General features: G+C 74.2%; 16 protein-coding genes. 6 read left to right on the forward strand and 10 right to left on the reverse strand.

All coding sequences use genetic code 11. From position 1 onward, the window contains the following. The first annotated feature begins 24 nt into the window (after positions 1-24). The 6 genes from KSE_RS13405 to KSE_RS13430 all read left to right on the forward strand — a co-directional run bounded on the left by KSE_RS13405 (position 25) and on the right by KSE_RS13430 (position 6,912). On the forward strand, positions 25-804 hold the full coding sequence (locus KSE_RS13405; RefSeq protein WP_014135849.1) for a thioesterase II family protein: 780 nt from the start codon (positions 25-27) through the stop codon (positions 802-804). Positions 805-925: 121 nt separating this feature from the next. Beyond that, positions 926-2,383 (forward strand): MFS transporter, encoded by a 1,458-nt coding sequence (locus KSE_RS13410; RefSeq protein ID WP_014135850.1) that lies wholly within the window; start codon positions 926-928, stop codon positions 2,381-2,383. Positions 2,384-2,585: 202 nt separating this feature from the next. Then, positions 2,586-3,608 carry a ketoacyl-ACP synthase III family protein gene (locus KSE_RS13415; RefSeq protein WP_014135851.1) on the forward strand — a complete coding sequence of 341 codons (1,023 nt, stop codon included), beginning with the start codon at positions 2,586-2,588 and terminating at the stop codon, positions 3,606-3,608. A gap of 26 nt (positions 3,609-3,634) precedes the next feature. Further along, positions 3,635-4,654: a ketoacyl-ACP synthase III family protein gene (locus KSE_RS13420; RefSeq protein ID WP_014135852.1), complete on the forward strand. Its 1,020-nt coding sequence runs from the start codon at positions 3,635-3,637 to the stop codon at positions 4,652-4,654. Positions 4,655-4,775: 121 nt separating this feature from the next. Beyond that, the gene (locus KSE_RS13425; RefSeq protein WP_014135853.1) at positions 4,776-5,969 is read left to right on the forward strand and encodes a cytochrome P450; all 1,194 of its coding nucleotides are present in this window, start codon (positions 4,776-4,778) and stop codon (positions 5,967-5,969) included. A 178-nt stretch (positions 5,970-6,147) separates the two neighbouring features. Beyond that, positions 6,148-6,912: an AfsR/SARP family transcriptional regulator gene (locus KSE_RS13430; RefSeq protein ID WP_014135854.1), complete on the forward strand. Its 765-nt coding sequence runs from the start codon at positions 6,148-6,150 to the stop codon at positions 6,910-6,912. A 97-nt stretch (positions 6,913-7,009) separates the two neighbouring features. On the opposite strand, the gene serS is transcribed toward KSE_RS13430, so the two are convergent. The 10 genes from serS to KSE_RS13480 all read right to left on the reverse strand — a co-directional run bounded on the left by serS (position 7,010) and on the right by KSE_RS13480 (position 16,371). Further along, complete coding sequence (serS, locus tag KSE_RS13435; protein ID WP_014135855.1) at positions 7,010-8,278, reverse strand: serine--tRNA ligase; 1,269 nt, start codon at positions 8,276-8,278, stop codon at positions 7,010-7,012. A gap of 104 nt (positions 8,279-8,382) precedes the next feature. After that, a complete protein-coding gene (locus KSE_RS13440) occupies positions 8,383-9,855 on the reverse strand; it encodes an APC family permease (protein ID WP_014135856.1) in 1,473 nt (490 codons plus the stop codon). Positions 9,856-9,965: 110 nt separating this feature from the next. Next, the gene (locus KSE_RS13445) at positions 9,966-11,183 is read right to left on the reverse strand and encodes a beta-ketoacyl-[acyl-carrier-protein] synthase family protein (protein ID WP_014135857.1); all 1,218 of its coding nucleotides are present in this window, start codon (positions 11,181-11,183) and stop codon (positions 9,966-9,968) included. Next, positions 11,183-11,413 (reverse strand): acyl carrier protein, encoded by a 231-nt coding sequence (locus KSE_RS13450; RefSeq protein WP_014135858.1) that lies wholly within the window; start codon positions 11,411-11,413, stop codon positions 11,183-11,185. The genes KSE_RS13445 and KSE_RS13450 overlap by 1 nt, the downstream gene beginning before the upstream one ends. A gap of 14 nt (positions 11,414-11,427) precedes the next feature. Continuing rightward, the gene (locus KSE_RS13455; protein WP_014135859.1) at positions 11,428-12,492 is read right to left on the reverse strand and encodes a beta-ketoacyl-ACP synthase III; all 1,065 of its coding nucleotides are present in this window, start codon (positions 12,490-12,492) and stop codon (positions 11,428-11,430) included. Then, positions 12,489-13,472: a ferritin family protein gene (locus KSE_RS13460; protein ID WP_033259459.1), complete on the reverse strand. Its 984-nt coding sequence runs from the start codon at positions 13,470-13,472 to the stop codon at positions 12,489-12,491. The genes KSE_RS13455 and KSE_RS13460 overlap by 4 nt, the downstream gene beginning before the upstream one ends. Further along, entirely contained in the window at positions 13,469-14,044 is a 576-nt protein-coding gene (locus tag KSE_RS13465) for a flavin reductase family protein (RefSeq protein ID WP_014135861.1), read from the reverse strand. The genes KSE_RS13460 and KSE_RS13465 overlap by 4 nt, the downstream gene beginning before the upstream one ends. Then, positions 14,041-14,595: a hypothetical protein gene (locus KSE_RS13470; protein WP_014135862.1), complete on the reverse strand. Its 555-nt coding sequence runs from the start codon at positions 14,593-14,595 to the stop codon at positions 14,041-14,043. Before KSE_RS13470 ends, KSE_RS13465 begins: the two co-directional genes overlap by 4 nt. Positions 14,596-14,608: 13 nt before the next feature. After that, positions 14,609-15,085, reverse strand: a complete 477-nt coding sequence (locus tag KSE_RS13475; RefSeq protein WP_033259460.1) for a type II toxin-antitoxin system RatA family toxin — start codon at positions 15,083-15,085, stop codon at positions 14,609-14,611. A gap of 2 nt (positions 15,086-15,087) precedes the next feature. Continuing rightward, positions 15,088-16,371 carry an aspartate aminotransferase family protein gene (locus tag KSE_RS13480; protein WP_033259461.1) on the reverse strand — a complete coding sequence of 428 codons (1,284 nt, stop codon included), beginning with the start codon at positions 16,369-16,371 and terminating at the stop codon, positions 15,088-15,090. Positions 16,372-16,382: the final 11 nt, after the last annotated feature.

Below are 16,382 nucleotides of genomic sequence, written 5' to 3' on the forward strand. Positions count from 1 at the left end.
CCCGAACCTCCAAGGAGACACCCCATGTCGACACCGGCCACCACCGGCCAGTGGCTCTTCCCCGCCGAGGTCCGCCCGGACACCTCGGTGCGGCTGATGCTGTTCCCGCACGCGGGCAGCGGCGGCACCATCTACCGCAACTGGCACGAGTACCTGCCGCACGACGTGGCGCACCAGATCGTCAACCTGCCGGGCCGGGAGAAGCGGCTCGCCGAGGAGGCGTTCACCGAGATCGAGCCGCTGGTCGAGGCGACCGCCGAGGCCATCGCCGACGACCTCGACGACCGCCCGTACGCGTTCTTCGGCCACTGCCTGGGCGCCCAGCTCGCCTACCGGGTCTCGCTGGTGCTGCAGCGCGACGGCCTGCCGGCGCCGCTGCTGCTCGGCGTCTCGGGCTGGGCCCCGGAGGGCTTCTCCCAGGTCACCTACGAGCAGTCGCAGATGCCGGAGCCGGAGCTGGTGGGCTGGATGCGCACCCTGGGCTCGTTCCCGGAGGAGGTGTACGGGAACCAGGACCTGCTCACGATGATCGTCCCGGCGCTGCGGGCCGACCTGGCCGTGGTCTCCACCTACCGGGACGACAAGGCGCGCACCGAGAGCCCGGTCGTGGCCTACTCGGGCCGGTCCGACCCGCTGATGGACCCGGGCGCGATGGCGTCCTGGGACAGCCGCACCCCCCGCTACCTGGGCAACAGCGAGTTCACCGGCGACCACTTCTACATCGACGACCGCGAGCACGCGCTGGCCGTGACCGGTGACCTGGTGCGGCACCTGCGGCGCGAACTGGCCCGCGCGGCGGCTTGAGTCATCCTCCAGAGCCGGTCGAGGGGCGGCCGGGACCATGCGAGAACGGTGCCGTGCGCCCCTGTCCGGGCGTGTCCCGGCCGAGCACGGCGCCGATCCACGCGACTAAGGAGTCTCACCGATGACCGACACAGCCGACGCCAGGACCACGGCGGCGGCGCCGCCGCCCGTCGCAGCGGCGGACCAGCCGAAGTGGTTGACCCTGCCGGTGGTCCTGGCACCGACGTTCATGGTCACCCTGGACATGTTCATCGTGAACGTGGCCATCCCCTCCATCCAGGAGAAGCTGCACGCGGGCACCGGCGCCGTGCAGTTCGTGGTGGCCGGCATCAGCCTGGCCGTCGCCGCGGTGCTGATCACCGCGGGCCGCCTGGGCGACATCCTGGGCCGGCGGCGGATGTTCACCATCGGCCTGGCCCTGTTCACCGTGGCCTCCGGGGTCTGCGGCATCGCGCCGAACGCCGGCGAGCTGATCGCGGGCCGGGTCGCCCAGGGCGTGTCCGCGGGCCTGATGATGCCGCAGGTGCTGGCGATCCTGACGGTCGCCTTCAGCGGGCCCGCCCGCGCCAAGGCCTTCGGCTACTACGGCATCGCGATGGGCCTGGCCGGCGTGTTCGGCCAGCTCATCGGCGGTGTGCTGATCCGGGCCGACCTGTGGGGCCTGGGCTGGCGGCTGATCTTCCTGATCAACGTGCCGATCGGCGTGCTGGTGCTGGCCATGACGCCCCGGTTCGTCCCGGAGTCCAAGGGCACCGGCAGCGCCAAGCTGGACCTGTTCGGCACCCTGCTGGTGACCGTCGGCCTGGTCGGCGTGATCCTGCCGCTGATCAAGGGCCGCGAGGAGGGCTGGCCCGCCTGGACCTGGGAGTGCCTGGCGGTCTCCGTCGTCCTGCTCGCGGCCTTCGCCTGGTACCAGGCCCGGCTGGGCGCCCGCGGCGGCGCCCCGCTGATCACCATGGGGCTGTTCCGGCAGCGGGCGTTCTCCGTCGGCCTGGTCACCACCCTGCTGTTCTACGCCGTGATGTCCACCTTCTTCCTGGTGTTCGCGCTGTACCTGCAGCAGGGCCGGGCCCAGAGCGCGCTGCAGTCCGGCGCGATCTTCATCCCGCTGGGCACCGGGTTCTTCGCGGCGTCCATGGCGGCCAAGCAGATCGGCGCCAAGCTCGGCCGGCAGACCCTCGCGGTCGGCTCGCTGGTGCTGGCGGTCGGCCTCGGCGCGCTCGAACTGATCGCCGACGACCTGGGCACCGACGGCGCCATCGGCTGGATCATCCCGGCGCTGCTGGTGGCGGGCTTCGGCATGGGCATGGTGATGGCCCCGCTGTCCGCGACGGTGCTCTCCGGCATCCCGCCGCAGTTCGCCGCCGCCGCCTCCGGGGTGCTGTCCACCGCGGTGCAGGTCGGCACCGCGCTGGGCGTCGCCATCATCGGCAACCTGTTCTACAACCTGCTGGGCACCGACCTGAAGCCGTCCTCCTTCATCCACGCCTTCACCGTCAGCACCGAGGTGCTGGCCCTGCTCGGCGTCCTGGTCGCGGCCTCGGTCCAGCTGCTGCCGAAGCCGGCGAAGCAGGGCTGACCCACCGCTCCCGAACGCCCGCGGCATCCCCCGGCCGCGGGCGTTCGGGCTTCTCCGCACGCTCCTCCGACGGCTCCGCACGCTCCTCCGGCGGCTGCGGCGGCTCCGGCCGCGGCACGTCAACGCCGGGTCAGGCCCGGGTCAGCGCTCCTCCCCACACTGTCCCTACTCATGGCGGTGGTACTGGCACGAAGGAGAGAGCATGCGCTGGCAAGACGTCTACCTGGCGGGCACCGGGGTCTGGCTGCCGGAGCGTTTCGCGGTGGCCGACGCCGTCGCCCAGGGGCTGGTCAAGGAGCCCAACCAGAACCTCGGCTACCTCTCCGTCACCGTGGAGCCCGGCTCCGTCTCCGCCCCCGAGATGGCCGTCCGGGCCGGGCGGCAGGCCGTCGAACGGGCCGGCATCCCCACCGGGGAGTACGGCCTCCACCTGCACGCCCACCTGTGGTTCCAGGGCCTGGACTGGTGGTCGTCCGCCAACTACGTGGCCGCCCGCACCTCCGGCAGCCAGGCCGTCGCCTTCGCCATCGACCAGCGCTCGCTGACCGCGATCGGCGCCCTCCAGCTCACCGCCGGCTACCTGACCTCCGGGGCCGCGAGCTCCGCGCTGATCACCACCGCCGACCGCTTCACCGCCCCGATGCTGGACCGCTGGAACATGCAGCGCCAGCTGATCTTCGGCGACGGCGCCACCGCCGCCGCGCTCACCACCCGCCCCGGCCCGGCCCGGCTGGTCGCCACCACCGCCTTCGGCCTCAACGAGCTGGAGGGCTGGACCCGCGCCGACCAGGAGTTCCGGGACCGCCCCGGCACCCAGTGGCCGGTCCCGGTCTGGGAGCGCGGCGAGTACCAGCTCAGCAACCCCGACGCGGCCTCCGACGGGAAGCTCTGGGTCGAGAGCATGATCCGGCTCAAGGACGAGGTGCTCGCCGAGGCCGGCCTGGCCATCGGGGACATCGCCCGCGCCGCCATGCCCTTCCAGCACCGCGGCGACGGCCAGGCCGAGATGCACGACCTGGTCGGCCTGACCGAGGAGCAGACCGTCTGGAACGAACTCGGGCGGCACACCGGCCACATCGGCGCCGGCGACCCGTTCGCCGGACTCGACTACCTGATCACCAACCGGCTGGTCTCCCCCGGCGACCACGTCCTGCTCTACGGCTGCGGCGTCGGCTTCAACTTCGCCGCCGCGGTCTTCCAGATCACCGACGTGCCCTCCTGGTGACCTGCCCACGACCCCGGAGAGAACCCGTGCGCTACCGCAGAGAGCTGTACCTGGCCGGCACCGGCCGCTGCATCCCCGCCGCCCGGCCGCTGGACGCCGCCGTCGGCGCCGGCCTGGTCGGCGAGAGCCACCGCGACCTCGGCTACGAGTCCATCGCCATCGACACCGACGGCGCGGCGCCCGTCGACCTGGCCGTGCACGCCGCCCGCCAGGCCGTCGGCCGCTCCGGCGTCGACCCCGCCGCGATCGGCCTGCACCTGCACGCCTGCGTCTGGTTCCAGGGCCTGGACTGCTGGGCACCCGCCTCGTACGTCTCGCAGCAGTCGATCGGCCCGCAGGCCGTCGCGCTGACCCTGGACCAGCGCTCGGCCGGCGGCCTGGCCGCGCTGCACCTCGCCGCCGCCTACCTCGACTGCGGCACCGTCGACCACGCCCTGCTCACCACCGGCGACCGCTTCGCCGCCCCCGCCATCGACCGCTGGAACTCCTACACCCAGTCGATCTGGGGCGACGGCGGCACCGCCCTGGTGCTCTCCGCCGACGGCGGCTTCGCCCGGCTGCTCGCCAGCGTCGAGAACGCCGACAACGGCCTGGAGACCTGGGACCGCGGCACCGTCCCGTTCGCCGACGCGCCGCTCGCCGAACAGCCCGTGCCGATCGAGCGGCGCTTCGACACGCACGCGTCGACGCCGGAGGCCGCCGGCGAGTTCGAGCGCTGGATCGCCCTGGTGCTGCGCACCCGCGACCAGGTGCTGGCCGAGGCCGGGCTCGAACTCGGCCAGATCACCCGGGCCGTGCTGCCGTTCGTGCACCGCGGCGGCGGCCAGGCCGAGCTGCACGACCTCCTCGGCCTGACCGAGGAGCAGACCCTCTGGACCGACCTCGGCCGGTACACCGGGCACCTGGGCGCCGGCGACCAGTTCGCCGGACTCGACCACCTGCGGGAGAAGGGCGAGCTCCAGCCCGGCGACCACGTCCTGCTGTTCGCCGTCGGCGTCGGCTTCACCGTGGCCGGGGCCGTGGTCCGGATCACCGACCGGGTCTGACCCGCCCGCCCGCCGCCCGCCACCCGGCCGCCGCCACCCGGCCGGGCCCCGCACCGCCCGCACCGCACCGCACCGCACCGCCCCGTCCCGCACCGCCCCGTCCCGCACAGGAAGCAGAAGGATGACCGACACCGAGACGCTCCTCGACTACCCGCTGCCGCGCACCGACCCGCTGCTGCCGCCGCCCGCCTACGCCGAGCTGCGCCAAGGCCGGCCCCGGCCGGTGCGGCTGGCCGGCGGTCGCCGCGCCTGGCTGGTCACCCGCTACCAGGACGTACGCTCGGCGATAGCCGACCGGCGGGTCAGCTCCGACGACATGGCGGAGAACTTCCCCGCGCTGATCCCGCTGCCGCCCACGCCGCGGGCGCTGTCGATGTTCCGGCTGGACAACCCGGACCACGCCACCCTGCGCCGGATGGTCATCCCGGAGTTCACCGCCCGCGCCACCCGCGCCCTGCAGCCCGACGTGGAGCGGATCACCCACCGCCTGCTCGACGACCTGGCGGCCGGCCCCAAGCCCGCCGACCTGGTCGAGGGCTTCGCCGACCCGCTGCCCACCCTGGTGATCGCCCGCCTGCTCGGCGTCCCGTACGAGGACCACGAGGAGTTCCAGACCAACGGCCGGGTCGTCACCTCCCCCACCGCCACCCCCGAGGAGGCCGGGGCCGCGTTCGCCGGGCTGACCGACTTCATGAGCCGGCTGATCGACCGCAAGCAGGCCGACCCGCAGGACGACCTGATCAGCCGCCTGGTCGTCAACCACTACAACAAGGGCGAGATCAGCCGGGACGACCTGGTCGCGATGGCCCGCTTCCTGCTGTTCGCGGGCCACGACACCACCGCGAACCAGATCTCCATGAACATCCTGTTCCTGCTGCGCAACCCGGAGCAGCTGGCCGAGCTGCGCGCCGACCGGAGCCTGGTGCCCGGGGCGGTGGAGGAGCTGATGCGCTACTCCTCGATCAAGCAGCACGACTTCATCCGGACCGCCGCCGAGGACATGGAGATCGGCGGCGTGGCGGTCCCCAAGGGCGACGGCATCATCTTCGCGCTGCCCGCCGCCAACCACGACCCCGAGGTGTTCCCCGAGCCGGAGCGGCTGGACCTGCGCCGCGACGCCCACCACCACCTGGCGTTCGGCCACGGCATCCACAAGTGCGTGGGCGCGCCGCTGGCCACCCTGGAGCTGGAGGTGTCGCTCAACGCGATCCTGGACCGCTTCCCCGACCTGCGGCTCGCGGTCGACCTGACGGACGTCCCGTTCCGCGACGACATGCTGCTCTACGGCACCCACCGACTGCCCGTCACCTGGTGATCCCTCCCCCCTGCGCGTCACCAGCAGGCCGCCCCCGCCCGCCCCGGGCGGGGGCGGCCTGCTGTCCGGGGCCTCCAGCCGCGCTCAAGGTGGTGATCCGACAATCCGAACGCGCTTCCGGAACGGACGGCGGCCTCCCCGGCGCTCCCAGGCCCACCACACCCCAACGGAGTACCCCATGCAGTTCAGGATCCTCGGACCGGTCAGCGTGGAAGTCGACGGCCGCGTCCGCCCCATCCCCGGCGTCGGGCAGCGCACCCTGCTGGCCGCCCTCCTGATCGGCGCCGGCCGACTCGTCCCCACCGACCAGCTGTACGCCGAGATCTGGGGCGACGACCTGCCGGCCACCGTCGAGAACGCCCTCCAGGCCCACGTCTCCCGGCTGCGGCGCACCCTCCGGAAGCTGGCCGGCCCGGGCGGCGAGGCCCCCGCCCTGATCACCCGCTCCTCCGGCTACGTCCTGGACGTCGCCCCGCAGGACGTCGACCTGGTGCTCTTCCAGGAGGACCTCGCGCACGCCCGCGCCGTGATGGCGACCGACCCGTCGCTCGCCGGCGACCTGCTGACGGCCGCGCTGTCGCACTGGCGCGGCGCCCCGCTGCAGGACGTCTCCCCCGGCCCGCTGTGCCGCTCCACCGCCCTCCAGCTGGAGGAGGAGTCCCTGGCCGCCCGCGAGGACCTGCTCTGGCTCGGCGCCCACCACCAGCAGCCCACGGCCGTGATCGGCGAGCTGCGCCGGATGAGCGCGGCCCACCCGTGGCGGGAGCGGCTGACCGGCACCCTGATGGTCGCGCTCTACCGCAGCGGCCGCCAGGCCGAGGCGGTCCAGGTCTACCGGGCCGCCCGCAAGCGCCTGGTCGACGAGCTCGGCATGGAGCCCTCGCCCGAACTCACCCGGGTCTTCCACGGCGTCCTGAACCAGGACCTGGCCCGCACCGCCTGAAGGGGACGCCCCCGCCGCGGACGGGGTCGCGGCGGGGGCGTCGGGCCGTTCCCGGCCCCCGGGCTGTTCCGAGGCTCCGGGGCTCCGGGACGGCGGCCTAGGCGGTGGTCCCGTCGGCCAGGATCCGGCGGAAGCCGGTGTACGGGGCGAGCGCGGCCGGCAGCAGGACCGAGCCGTCGGGCTGGGCGCCCTGTTCGAGCAGGGCGGCGACGGTGCGGCCGATCGGGAGGGCGGAGCCGTTGAGGGTGGCGGCGACCTGCTTGCGGCCCTCCGCGCCGCGGTGCCGGATGCCCGCCCGGCGGGCCTGGAAGGAGCCGCAGTCGGAGACCGAGGAGATCTCCCGGTAGGTGTCGCCGCCCGGCATCCACACCTCGATGTCGTAGGTCGTCCGGGCCGAGAAGCCCAGGTCGCCGGCGGGCAGCAGGACGACCCGGTAGGAGAGTTCGAGCCTCTTCAGGCACTCCTCGACCTGGCCGACCATCAGTTCCAGCTGGGCCTGGGCGTCCTCCAGGGCGCAGATCCGCACCAGTTCGACCTTCTCGAACTGGTGCAGCCGCAGGATGCCCCGGGTGTCGCGGCCGTAGGAGCCGGCCTCGGAGCGGTAGCAGGGCGTGCGGGCGGTGAGGGCGAGCGGGAGCGCCCCGGCGTCCAGCAGCTCTCCGGCGACCAGGTTGGTGAGCGGCACCTCGGCGGTCGGGATCAGGAAGAGCTCGCGGTCGCCGACCGAGGTCGCGAACAGGTCCTCCTCGAACTTGGGCAGTTGGCCGGTGCCGGTCATGGTGGCCCGGTCGACCAGGTGCGGCACCGAGTACTCGGTGTAGCCGTGCTCGGTGGTGTGCAGGTCCAGCAGGAAGGCGCCCAGGGCCCGTTCGAGCCGGGCGCCGGGGCCGCGGGTGACGGCGAAGCGGGCGCCGGAGAGCCGGGAGGCGCGCGGGAGGTCGAGGATGCCGAGCGCCTCGCCGAGGTCGGCGTGGTGGAGGGCGGGGCCGCCGACCGGGCGGTGCGGGCCGGACCGGCGGACCTCGACCGCCTCCTTCTCGCTGTCGCCGTCGGGGACGGTGTCCAGCGGCAGGTTGGGGATGGTGAGCAGCCGGGCCTGGAGTTCGTCCTCGGTGGCGCGCAGCGCCTCCTCGGCGGTCCGGGCGTGCTCGCGCAGCCGGCGGGCCAGTTCGCGGGCGTCCTCGTCGCGGGCTCCGCCCTTGGCGGCGCGTTTGAGTTCGCCGCGCAGCCGCTCGTGCTCCTCCAACTGCTCGGCGCGGCGCCGGTGCAGGGCGCGCAGGCCGTCGAGGTCCAGGGTGTACCGGCGGCGGCCGAGGCGGCGGACCGCTTCGGGGCCGAGGTCGATGAGCTCGCGTACGTCGTGCACGTCTTCTCCTGGCGGGTGGTCGTGGCCGGGACGCGGCCCGGCCGGGACGGCGGTGGGGACGCCGGCCGGCCGGGCCGCGGGTGGGGCGGGTGGTCAGCGGGTGGTCAGCGGGTGCGCCGCGGGCGCGGGCGGGGCGGCAGGTGGGCGGCGGCGATCCGGCGGTAGCGGACCGGCCGGGTGGCGCGCATCCGCAGCGCGTAGAGCAGCCCGGCTCCGGCCACCAGCGGGACGGCCCACGGGAGTTCGGAGACCAGTCCGTGGTGGGAGCCGGTCAGCAGGTCGAAGTTGCCGACCACCAGGACGACGGTGGCGGCCAGGCCGAGCAGGCCGAGCAGCGGGGCCAGGACGCCCTGCCACCAGCCGGCGCCGCCGGTGCGGGCGCGGGCCAGCACCGCGAGGGCGGCGGCGGCCTGGAGGACGACGATGCCGAGGGTGCCGAGGCCGAGCATGCTGGTGGTGAGGTCGGCGTAGGGGTCGAGTCCGGCGAGCGCGAAGCCGGCCACCACGACGGCGCTCAGCCCGCTCTGGGCGAGGCTGGCCCGGTGCGGGGAGCCGTGCCGGCGGTGCAGGGCGGCGAGCCGGGCGGGCATCAGGCCGTCGTCGGCGAGGACCTGGGCGTAGCGGTTGGCGGCGCTGTGCAGGGCGAGGGTGGCGGCGAACAGGCTGGTGCACAGCATGATCTGCAGGGTGGTGGCGCCGGCCCCGCCGAGGTAGTCCCGGCCGATGCCGAAGAGCAGGTCGCCCTGCTGGGCGGCGGCGGTGTCGCGGACGGCGTCGGGGCCGATCGCGCCGACCGCCTCCCAGCTGGTCAGGGCGTAGAACCCGGCGATCAGCAGGACCGCGACGTAGGTGGCGCGGGGGACGCTGCGGCCGGGGTCGCGGGCCTCCTTGCCGTACAGGGCGGCGGACTCGAAGCCGATGAAGGAGATGAAGGCGAACATCAGCGAGACGCCGGCGCCGGCGCCGAGGGCCCCGGAGGGCGAGATCCCGGCGGCGGGCAGGGCGGCGGCGCCGTGCCGGCCGGCGATGGCGAGGTCGAGGGCGGCGAGGATGCCGATCTCGCCGACCATCAGGACGGCCAGCAGGCGGGCGCTGACCGCGATGTCGCGGTAGCCGAGCGCGGCGACGGCCAGCAGGCCGGCGGCGGCGCACAGCTGCCAGGGCAGGTCCAGTCCGTGGGCGGCGAGGACCAGTTGGGTGAAGTAGCCGAGGGCGCCGACGAGTCCGACGGTGGCGGCGTTGTAGGCGAGGACGGCGAGCCAGCCGGCGCCGATCGCGGCGGGGCGGCCGAGGCCGTCGGCGATGGCGGCGTAGAAGCCGCCGGAGCCGCCGGTGCGGCGGGCGCTGACCGCGTAGCCGACCGAGAAGCAGAGCAGGGTGGCGCCGGCGAACAGGAAGGCGGTGGGGACGGCCGCGCCGGTGCCGATGGCGAACGCCAGCGGCACGGTGCCGACCATGGCGGAGAGCGGGGCGGCGGCGGAGACGATCAGGAAGACGATGTGGGCGGTGCCGAGCCGTCCTCCCGGTCTCGCCGCGGGGGCGGCGGCCTGGACGGCGGCGGGGGCGGTGACGGTCATCTGGGCTCCGGTGGGCTGGCGTGGGCGGGCCGTCGCCGGGGTGGGGCCCGGGGCCCGCCGGGGTCGGGGTGCGGTGCGCCGGCGCGGTGGTCCGCCGCCCGGTCGGGCGGTCAGGGGGTGATCGCGACGACGGCGTTCTGGCCGCCGAATCCGAGGGAGTTGCTGAGGGCGAGGCCGATCGGCCGGTGGGTCTCGGCGGTGGCGATCTTGATGTCGATCCGGTCGCCGGGGGTGTTCAGGTTGGCGGTGGGCGGGACGAGGCCCTGTTCGACGGCGAGGACGGTGAAGGCGGCCTCGACGGCGCCGGCGGCGCCGAGGAGGTGGCCGGTGACGCCCTTGGTGGAGGTGACGAGCGGGTCGCCGTCGAGGGTGCGGCGCAGCACGGTCGCCTCGACGAGGTCGTTGCGGGGCGTGGAGGTGCCGTGCGCGTTGACGTGGTCGACGTCGGCGCCGGTGGCGCCGGCGTCGGCGAGCGCGGCGCGGATGGCGGCGTCGATGCCGTGGCCCTCGGGGTGCGGCGCGGTGACGTGGTGGGCGTCGGCGGTGGCGCCGTAGCCGGCGATCCGGGCGCGGATCCGGGCGCCGCGGGCGCGGGCGTCGGCGGCGCGTTCGAGGACGAGGACGCCGGCTCCCTCGCCGGCGACGAAGCCGTCGCGGTCGGCGTCGAAGGGGCGGGAGGCGGTGGCGGGGTCGTCGAAGCGGGTGGAGAGGGCGCCCATCTTGGCGAACCCGGCCATCACCAGCGGGGTGATCATCGCTTCGGCGCCGCCGGCCAGCACGATGTCGCAGCGGTCGAGCAGCAGCAGGTCGCGGGCGGTGCCGAGGGCGGTGGTGCCGGAGGCGCAGGCGGTGGCGACCACCAGGTTGGGGCCGGTGGCGCCGAACTCGATGGCGGCCTGGCCGGCCAGCATGTTGGGCAGTTGCATGGGCAGCAGCAGCGGGGAGACCCGGCTCGGGGAGCTTTCGAGCATCACCCGGTGCTGTTCCTCGACGGTGCCGGGTCCGCCGTCGGCGCAGCCGAGGACGACGCCGACCCGGGCGCCGTCCCAGGTCCGCGGGTCGAGTCCGGCGTCGGTGACCGCCTCGTGGGCCGCGACCAGGGCGAACTGGGTGAAGCGGTCGAGGCGGTGGGCGCGGCGGGGGCCGAGCAGCCGGTCCGGGTCCCAGCCGGGCACCCGGCAGGAGATCCGGGCCGGGTGCTCGGCGAGCAGGGGGTCGTGGGACGCGGTGCCGCGGCCCGCGCGGACCGCCGCCCAGCTCGGGCCGGTGCCGATCCCGCCCGGGGTGACCAGGCCCAGTCCGGTGACGGCGATCTCGCGCGCGGCCATCAGACCCGGCTCATCCGGGACTCGACGAGTTCGGCCATCTCGCCGATGGTCTCGGTGTCGAGGAGTTCGTCGTCGGTGACGCTGACGCCGAACTCGGTCTCCAGGACGAGGGAGAGCTCGACCACGGCGAGGGAGTCGAGTTCGATGTCCTCGCGGGTGGCCTCGGGGGTGACCTGCTCGGGGGTGACCTTGAGCTTGTGGACCAGGATGGCCTTGATCTCTTCGAACACGGCGGTGTCCTTCCTCAGCGGGCGTCGGGTGTCGGGTGGGGGCCCAGGTCGGGCCAGGTGAGGGTGGCGGCGCCCCAGGTGAGGCCGCCGCCGAAGGCGGTGAGCAGCACCCGCTGGCCCGGTCGCAGGTCGCCGCTCTCGGCGGACTGGGCGAGCAGCAGCGGGATGGAGGCGGCGCCGGTGTTGCCGACCCGCTCGATGTTGGAGAGCTGGCGCTCCGGGTCGATGTCGAGGCGTTCGGCGACGGCGGCCAGGATCCGGGCGTTGGCCTGGTGGGAGGCGAGCCGGTCGACGTCGGCCAGCTGCCAGCCGGCGGCGGCGAGCGCCTGCTGGGAGGACTCGGTCATCCGCTCGACGGCCTGCCGGAAGATCGCCCGGCCGGCCATCTGGAAGTACTGGTCGCCGTGGGCGGGCTGTTCGTCGGTGGAGCGGGTGCGGGAGCCGCCGGCCGGGACGGTGATCATCTCGCGCTGGTCGCCGTCGGAGCCGAGCACGATCGGCCCGACCGCGCCGGGTTCGTCGGCCCGGCCGGCCCGCAGCACCACGGCGCCCGCGCCGTCGGCGAAGATCACCGCGGTGGAGCGGTCGCCGGGGTTGACGATGGTGGTGAAGGCGTCGGCGGCGATCAGCAGGACCCGGGCGGCCGCGCCGGAGGCGATCAGGCCGCCGGCGGTGGCCAGGCCGTACAGGAAGCCGGTGCAGACCGCGGAGACGTCGAAGGCGGGGACGCCGCCGAGGCCGAGGCGGGCGGCGACCGAGGGGCCGGTGGCCGGGCAGGGGTGGTCGGGGGTGGTGGTGGCCAGCACCACCGCGTCGACCTGGGAGTCGTCGGCGGACTTGAGGGCGCGCAGGCCGGCCTCGACGGCGAGGTCGGAGGTGGCGGTGCCGGGGCCGACGAAGTGCCGGGCGGCGATGCCGGTGCGGGTGCGGATCCACTCGTCCGAGGTGTCCAGCCGGGCGACCAGGTCGGCGTTGGTGACCACGTCGGGCGGCACGTAGCCGCCGACGCCGCAGATCACCGGGTGCCGGTCGGCCGGGTAGCCGGGCCGGCCGGCCGCTTCGGGCAGGCCGACGGTCATATCCCGTCGCCTTCCGAGGAGAGCACCTCGACCGGCAGGCCCATGTAGGCCATCCGGGCCTCGGCCATCTCGTCGGTCCACCGCTCGGCCATGTCGTAGCGCTGCTCGGGGGTGGTGTCGAGGAGGCGGACGCCGGGCCAGACCTCGTAGTCGCCGATCAGGTCGGCGTGCTGGTGCATGCCCTGCTGGAACAGTTCCTCGCGGTGGATGACGAACTCCCGGTCGGGGATCTCGTCCCACAGCTTGACGCCGGCCCGGAGGATCTCCAGCAGCCGCGGCCGGTACTCGGGGTGGGCGGCGACGTGGTCGCGCAGGATGGTGGAGGCGACGGTCAGGTGGCGGATCTCGTCGATCGCGGTGCCCCGGGAGATCTCGCCGGTGGCGGGCGACAGCGGGGTCCACTTGCGCTCGCTGAGTTCGGCGGCGGGGGCGAGGACGCCCTCGATGACGATGGCGAAGACGGCCACCCCGCCGATGAAGTCCCGCTGGTCGCGGACGATGTCGAGGGTGAAGTCCTCGACCGGCTGGAGGACCCGGCGGCGGTAGTCGGCGGCCATGTCGTCGATGTCGCGCAGCAGGGTGGCGGCGGGCAGGCCGAGTTCCACCAGGTGGTTGCGGAACACCCGGGCGTGCCGGGCCTCGTCCACCAACTGCGTGGTGTAGAACTCCAGTTCGGGGATGCCGGGGGCGATCGCCACGTAGTGGGCGAGCAGCCGGGTGGCGATCTCCTCGGAGAGGCCGCGGAAGCCGAACTCCAGCACCAGGGCGTCCCGCAGCGGGCCGGGGGCGCGCAGGAAGTCGGGGACCCCGGCGCTCTCGTGGTGCCCCGTCACCCCGCGGCCGCGCAGGGTGCCCTGGGCGACCTGGGTGATCCAGTACGCGAGGTCGCAGTCGGCGGGCGAGAGGGCGAGCTCCTTGGCCCCGTCGAGCAGGCCGGGAGCCAGGTCCCAGTCGGCCTCGCGGGCCACTGATTCGGTCATGACTGCTGCTTCCCCTTCTCGGATGGTCTGGTGGCGGAGTGGTCGGTGACCGGGAAGAGCTCCCCGACGTACAGGCCGCCCGCGTAGCTGAGCAGCGGGACGCCGAAGTCCTCGGCGGAGGCGCGCACCACCCGGCCGAGCAGCACCTCGTGGTCGCCGACCGGGGTGCGGCCGGCGGTCCGGCAGGTGTACTGGGCGAGCGCGCCGTCCAGCAGCGGGGCGGTGGTGTACGGGTCGTGCCGCCACTGGAGGCCGTCGAACTGGCGGGAGCCCTCGGGCCGGCCGGAGTCGGCGAACCAGCGGGCCAGGCCGCCCTGGTCGCCGTCCAGCACGTTGACCGAGAACCGGCCCTCGGCGACCGCGAGTTCGGCGAGCACCGAGTCGGCCCGCAGGCTGGCGCCGAGGATCAGCGGCCGGTGCGAGACCAGGGTGGCGGTGGAGACGGTGGTGCCGTGCAGGCGGCCCCGGTGGGCCACCGTGAGGACCGCCACCGGCGAGGCCAGGTGGTACAGCGCCCGGCGGCGGCGGACCTCCTCGGGGGGTTCGACCGGGGCCTGGGCGGGCGCGCTCACCGCGCCGCCCCGGCCGGTTCGGGCGCGGCCGCCGGGGTGGCGGCGGCCGCACCGCGGGGGCGGTGGCCGACCGGTACCGGGTCGGAGGCGTGGCCGAGCGGCTTGGGGTGGGCGACCCCGAGGTCGTCCAGCAGCCGCAGGTAGCCGGGCTGCCGGACCGGTTCGAAGGGCAGCGCGAAGGACTTCATGAAGTTGCCGAAGATCCCCCGGTCGCCGAACAGGTGGAACGGCAGCACCAGCAGCGCCCACTCCGGCTTGACCAGCCAGCACCACAGCGCCGCGACGGCGCCCTGGGTGAGCAGGCTGTGCATGGTGTTGTAGAGGACGTAGTACGCCTTGGCGATCGGCTTCCCGCCGGCCCGGCGGAAGGCCAGGGCGCCGGGGATGTAGCCGATCAGGTCGATGTAGAGGAACAGGCCGATCGCGGGCAGCCAGCGGATCTCGTCGAGGTGCCAGACGATCAGGCCGGTGGTGACGGCCAGCGCGGTCAGGTACTCGGCCCGGTGCAGGGCGTGGGTTCTCGGGGTCTCGAACGGGTTTGCCTGGTCCACGGGGTGCCTCCTGTCAGTGGGTGACGCCGGCGACCAGCTCCACGTCGCCGGTCAGCCTGGTCGCGGGGAACAGGCCGGTGACGGCCCAGGCGACGGTCTCCCGGATGACGCGCTCCGCGATCGGGTCGAGGATGCCTTCGAGGCTGGGGATGCCGAAGTCGAAGTCGGCCTCGAAGGCGACGTTGACGTCCGGGCCGGCCTGGGTGAACGTCCACCGGCCGGTGAAGGAGTCGAAGTCGCCGTCGCTCTGCTCGAACTCGAGCTGCAGGCGCTCCGGGAAGAACCGGTCGTCCTCGGTCCAGCGGAGCAGGCCGCTGCGGAAGTGCAGCTCCCAGCTGGAGGAGCCGACCGGCTCGGGCAGGGTGGAGTGCACGGTGGTGGCCCGCACGTGCGGGGCGAGGTCCGGGTAGCGCTCCCAGCGGAGCACCTCAGCGAAGACGTGCTCGGCGCTCTCGCCGCTCACCACCGCGTCCAGGGTCACGTGTCGCACGGTTACTTACCGCCTTCCGGCATCGTGGCCGAGCCCCGGACCAGGTCGAGGGTGGCCTTGTCGAAGGAGTCGAGGAGGAACTCCACGTCGCTGTCGGCCAGGATCGCGGGCGGCGTGAAGCGCACCACCGAGCTGCCGTTCATCGAGTGGTTGGCCACGACCCCGTGGTTGAACAGTTCGATCAGGAGCTCGCCGGCCAGGCCCGCCTCGACCAGCTCCACGCCGATCAGCAGGCCCTGGCCGCGGACGTCCACGACGAGCTCGGGGATGTTGCGGCGGGCGATCTCCTCGATCCGCGGCAGCAGCCGGGCGCCGAGGTCCATCGACCGGGTCACCAGCCGCTCCTCCTGCACGGCGCGCACGGCGCCCTGCACGGCGGCCATCAGCAGCGGCTGCCCGGAGAAGGTCGCGGTGTGGACGTACGGGTCCTTGTCGAAGGGCCTGAACGCCTTGCGGGTGGCGATCGCCGCGGAGACCGGGACGATGCCGCCGCCGAGCGCCTTGCCCGCCAGCAGGACGTCGGGGGTGACGCCCTCGATGTCGGCGCCCCACCACTCGCCGAGGCGGCCGAAGCCGGTCTGCACCTCGTCGAGGATCAGGAAGCCCTCGTACTCGCGGACGGCCTCCTCGACCTGCTTCAGGAAGCCCTTCGGCGGGATGATCACGCCGCCCTCGCCCTGCACCGGCTCGATGATCACCGCGACCTCGCCGGGGTGCGCGGCCAGTTCGGCGCGCAGCGCGTCGATGTCGCCGAACGGCAGGTGCAGGACGTCCGGGATGAGCGGGCGGAACGGCGCCTGGTAGACCTCCTTGGCGGTGGCCGACAGCGCGCCCAGGGTCTTGCCGTGGTAGCCGCCCTTGAACGAGACGGTGCGCTTGTGGCCGTTGGCGCGGGCCAGCTTCAGGCCGGTCTCGACCGCCTCGGCGCCGGAGAGCGCGAAGTGCACCCGGTCCAGGCCGGCCGGGGTGATCGCGGTGAGCGCCTCGGCCGCGCGGGCCACCGTCGGCTCCAGCAGGATGCGGGTGGCCGTCGGGTGGGTGTGCAGTTGGCGGGCGACCTCCTCGACCACGATCGGGTGCCGGGCGCCCATGATGAACACGCCGTAGCCGCCCGCGTTGAGGAAGCGCTCGCCGTCGCTGGTGGTCAGCCAGGCGCCGGAGGACTCGACCTCCATGTGGCTGCCGAACAGCTCGGCCAGGGTGGCCCGGCCCTTGCTCAGGTGGGCCCGGTAGAGGCCGAGGATCTCCTCCTCGGTGTCGACCCTGGGTTCCAGCACGGTAGTCATCGATCAACTCG

The organism is Kitasatospora setae KM-6054, assembly GCF_000269985.1.
GTDB classification, from domain to species: domain Bacteria; phylum Actinomycetota; class Actinomycetes; order Streptomycetales; family Streptomycetaceae; genus Kitasatospora; species Kitasatospora setae.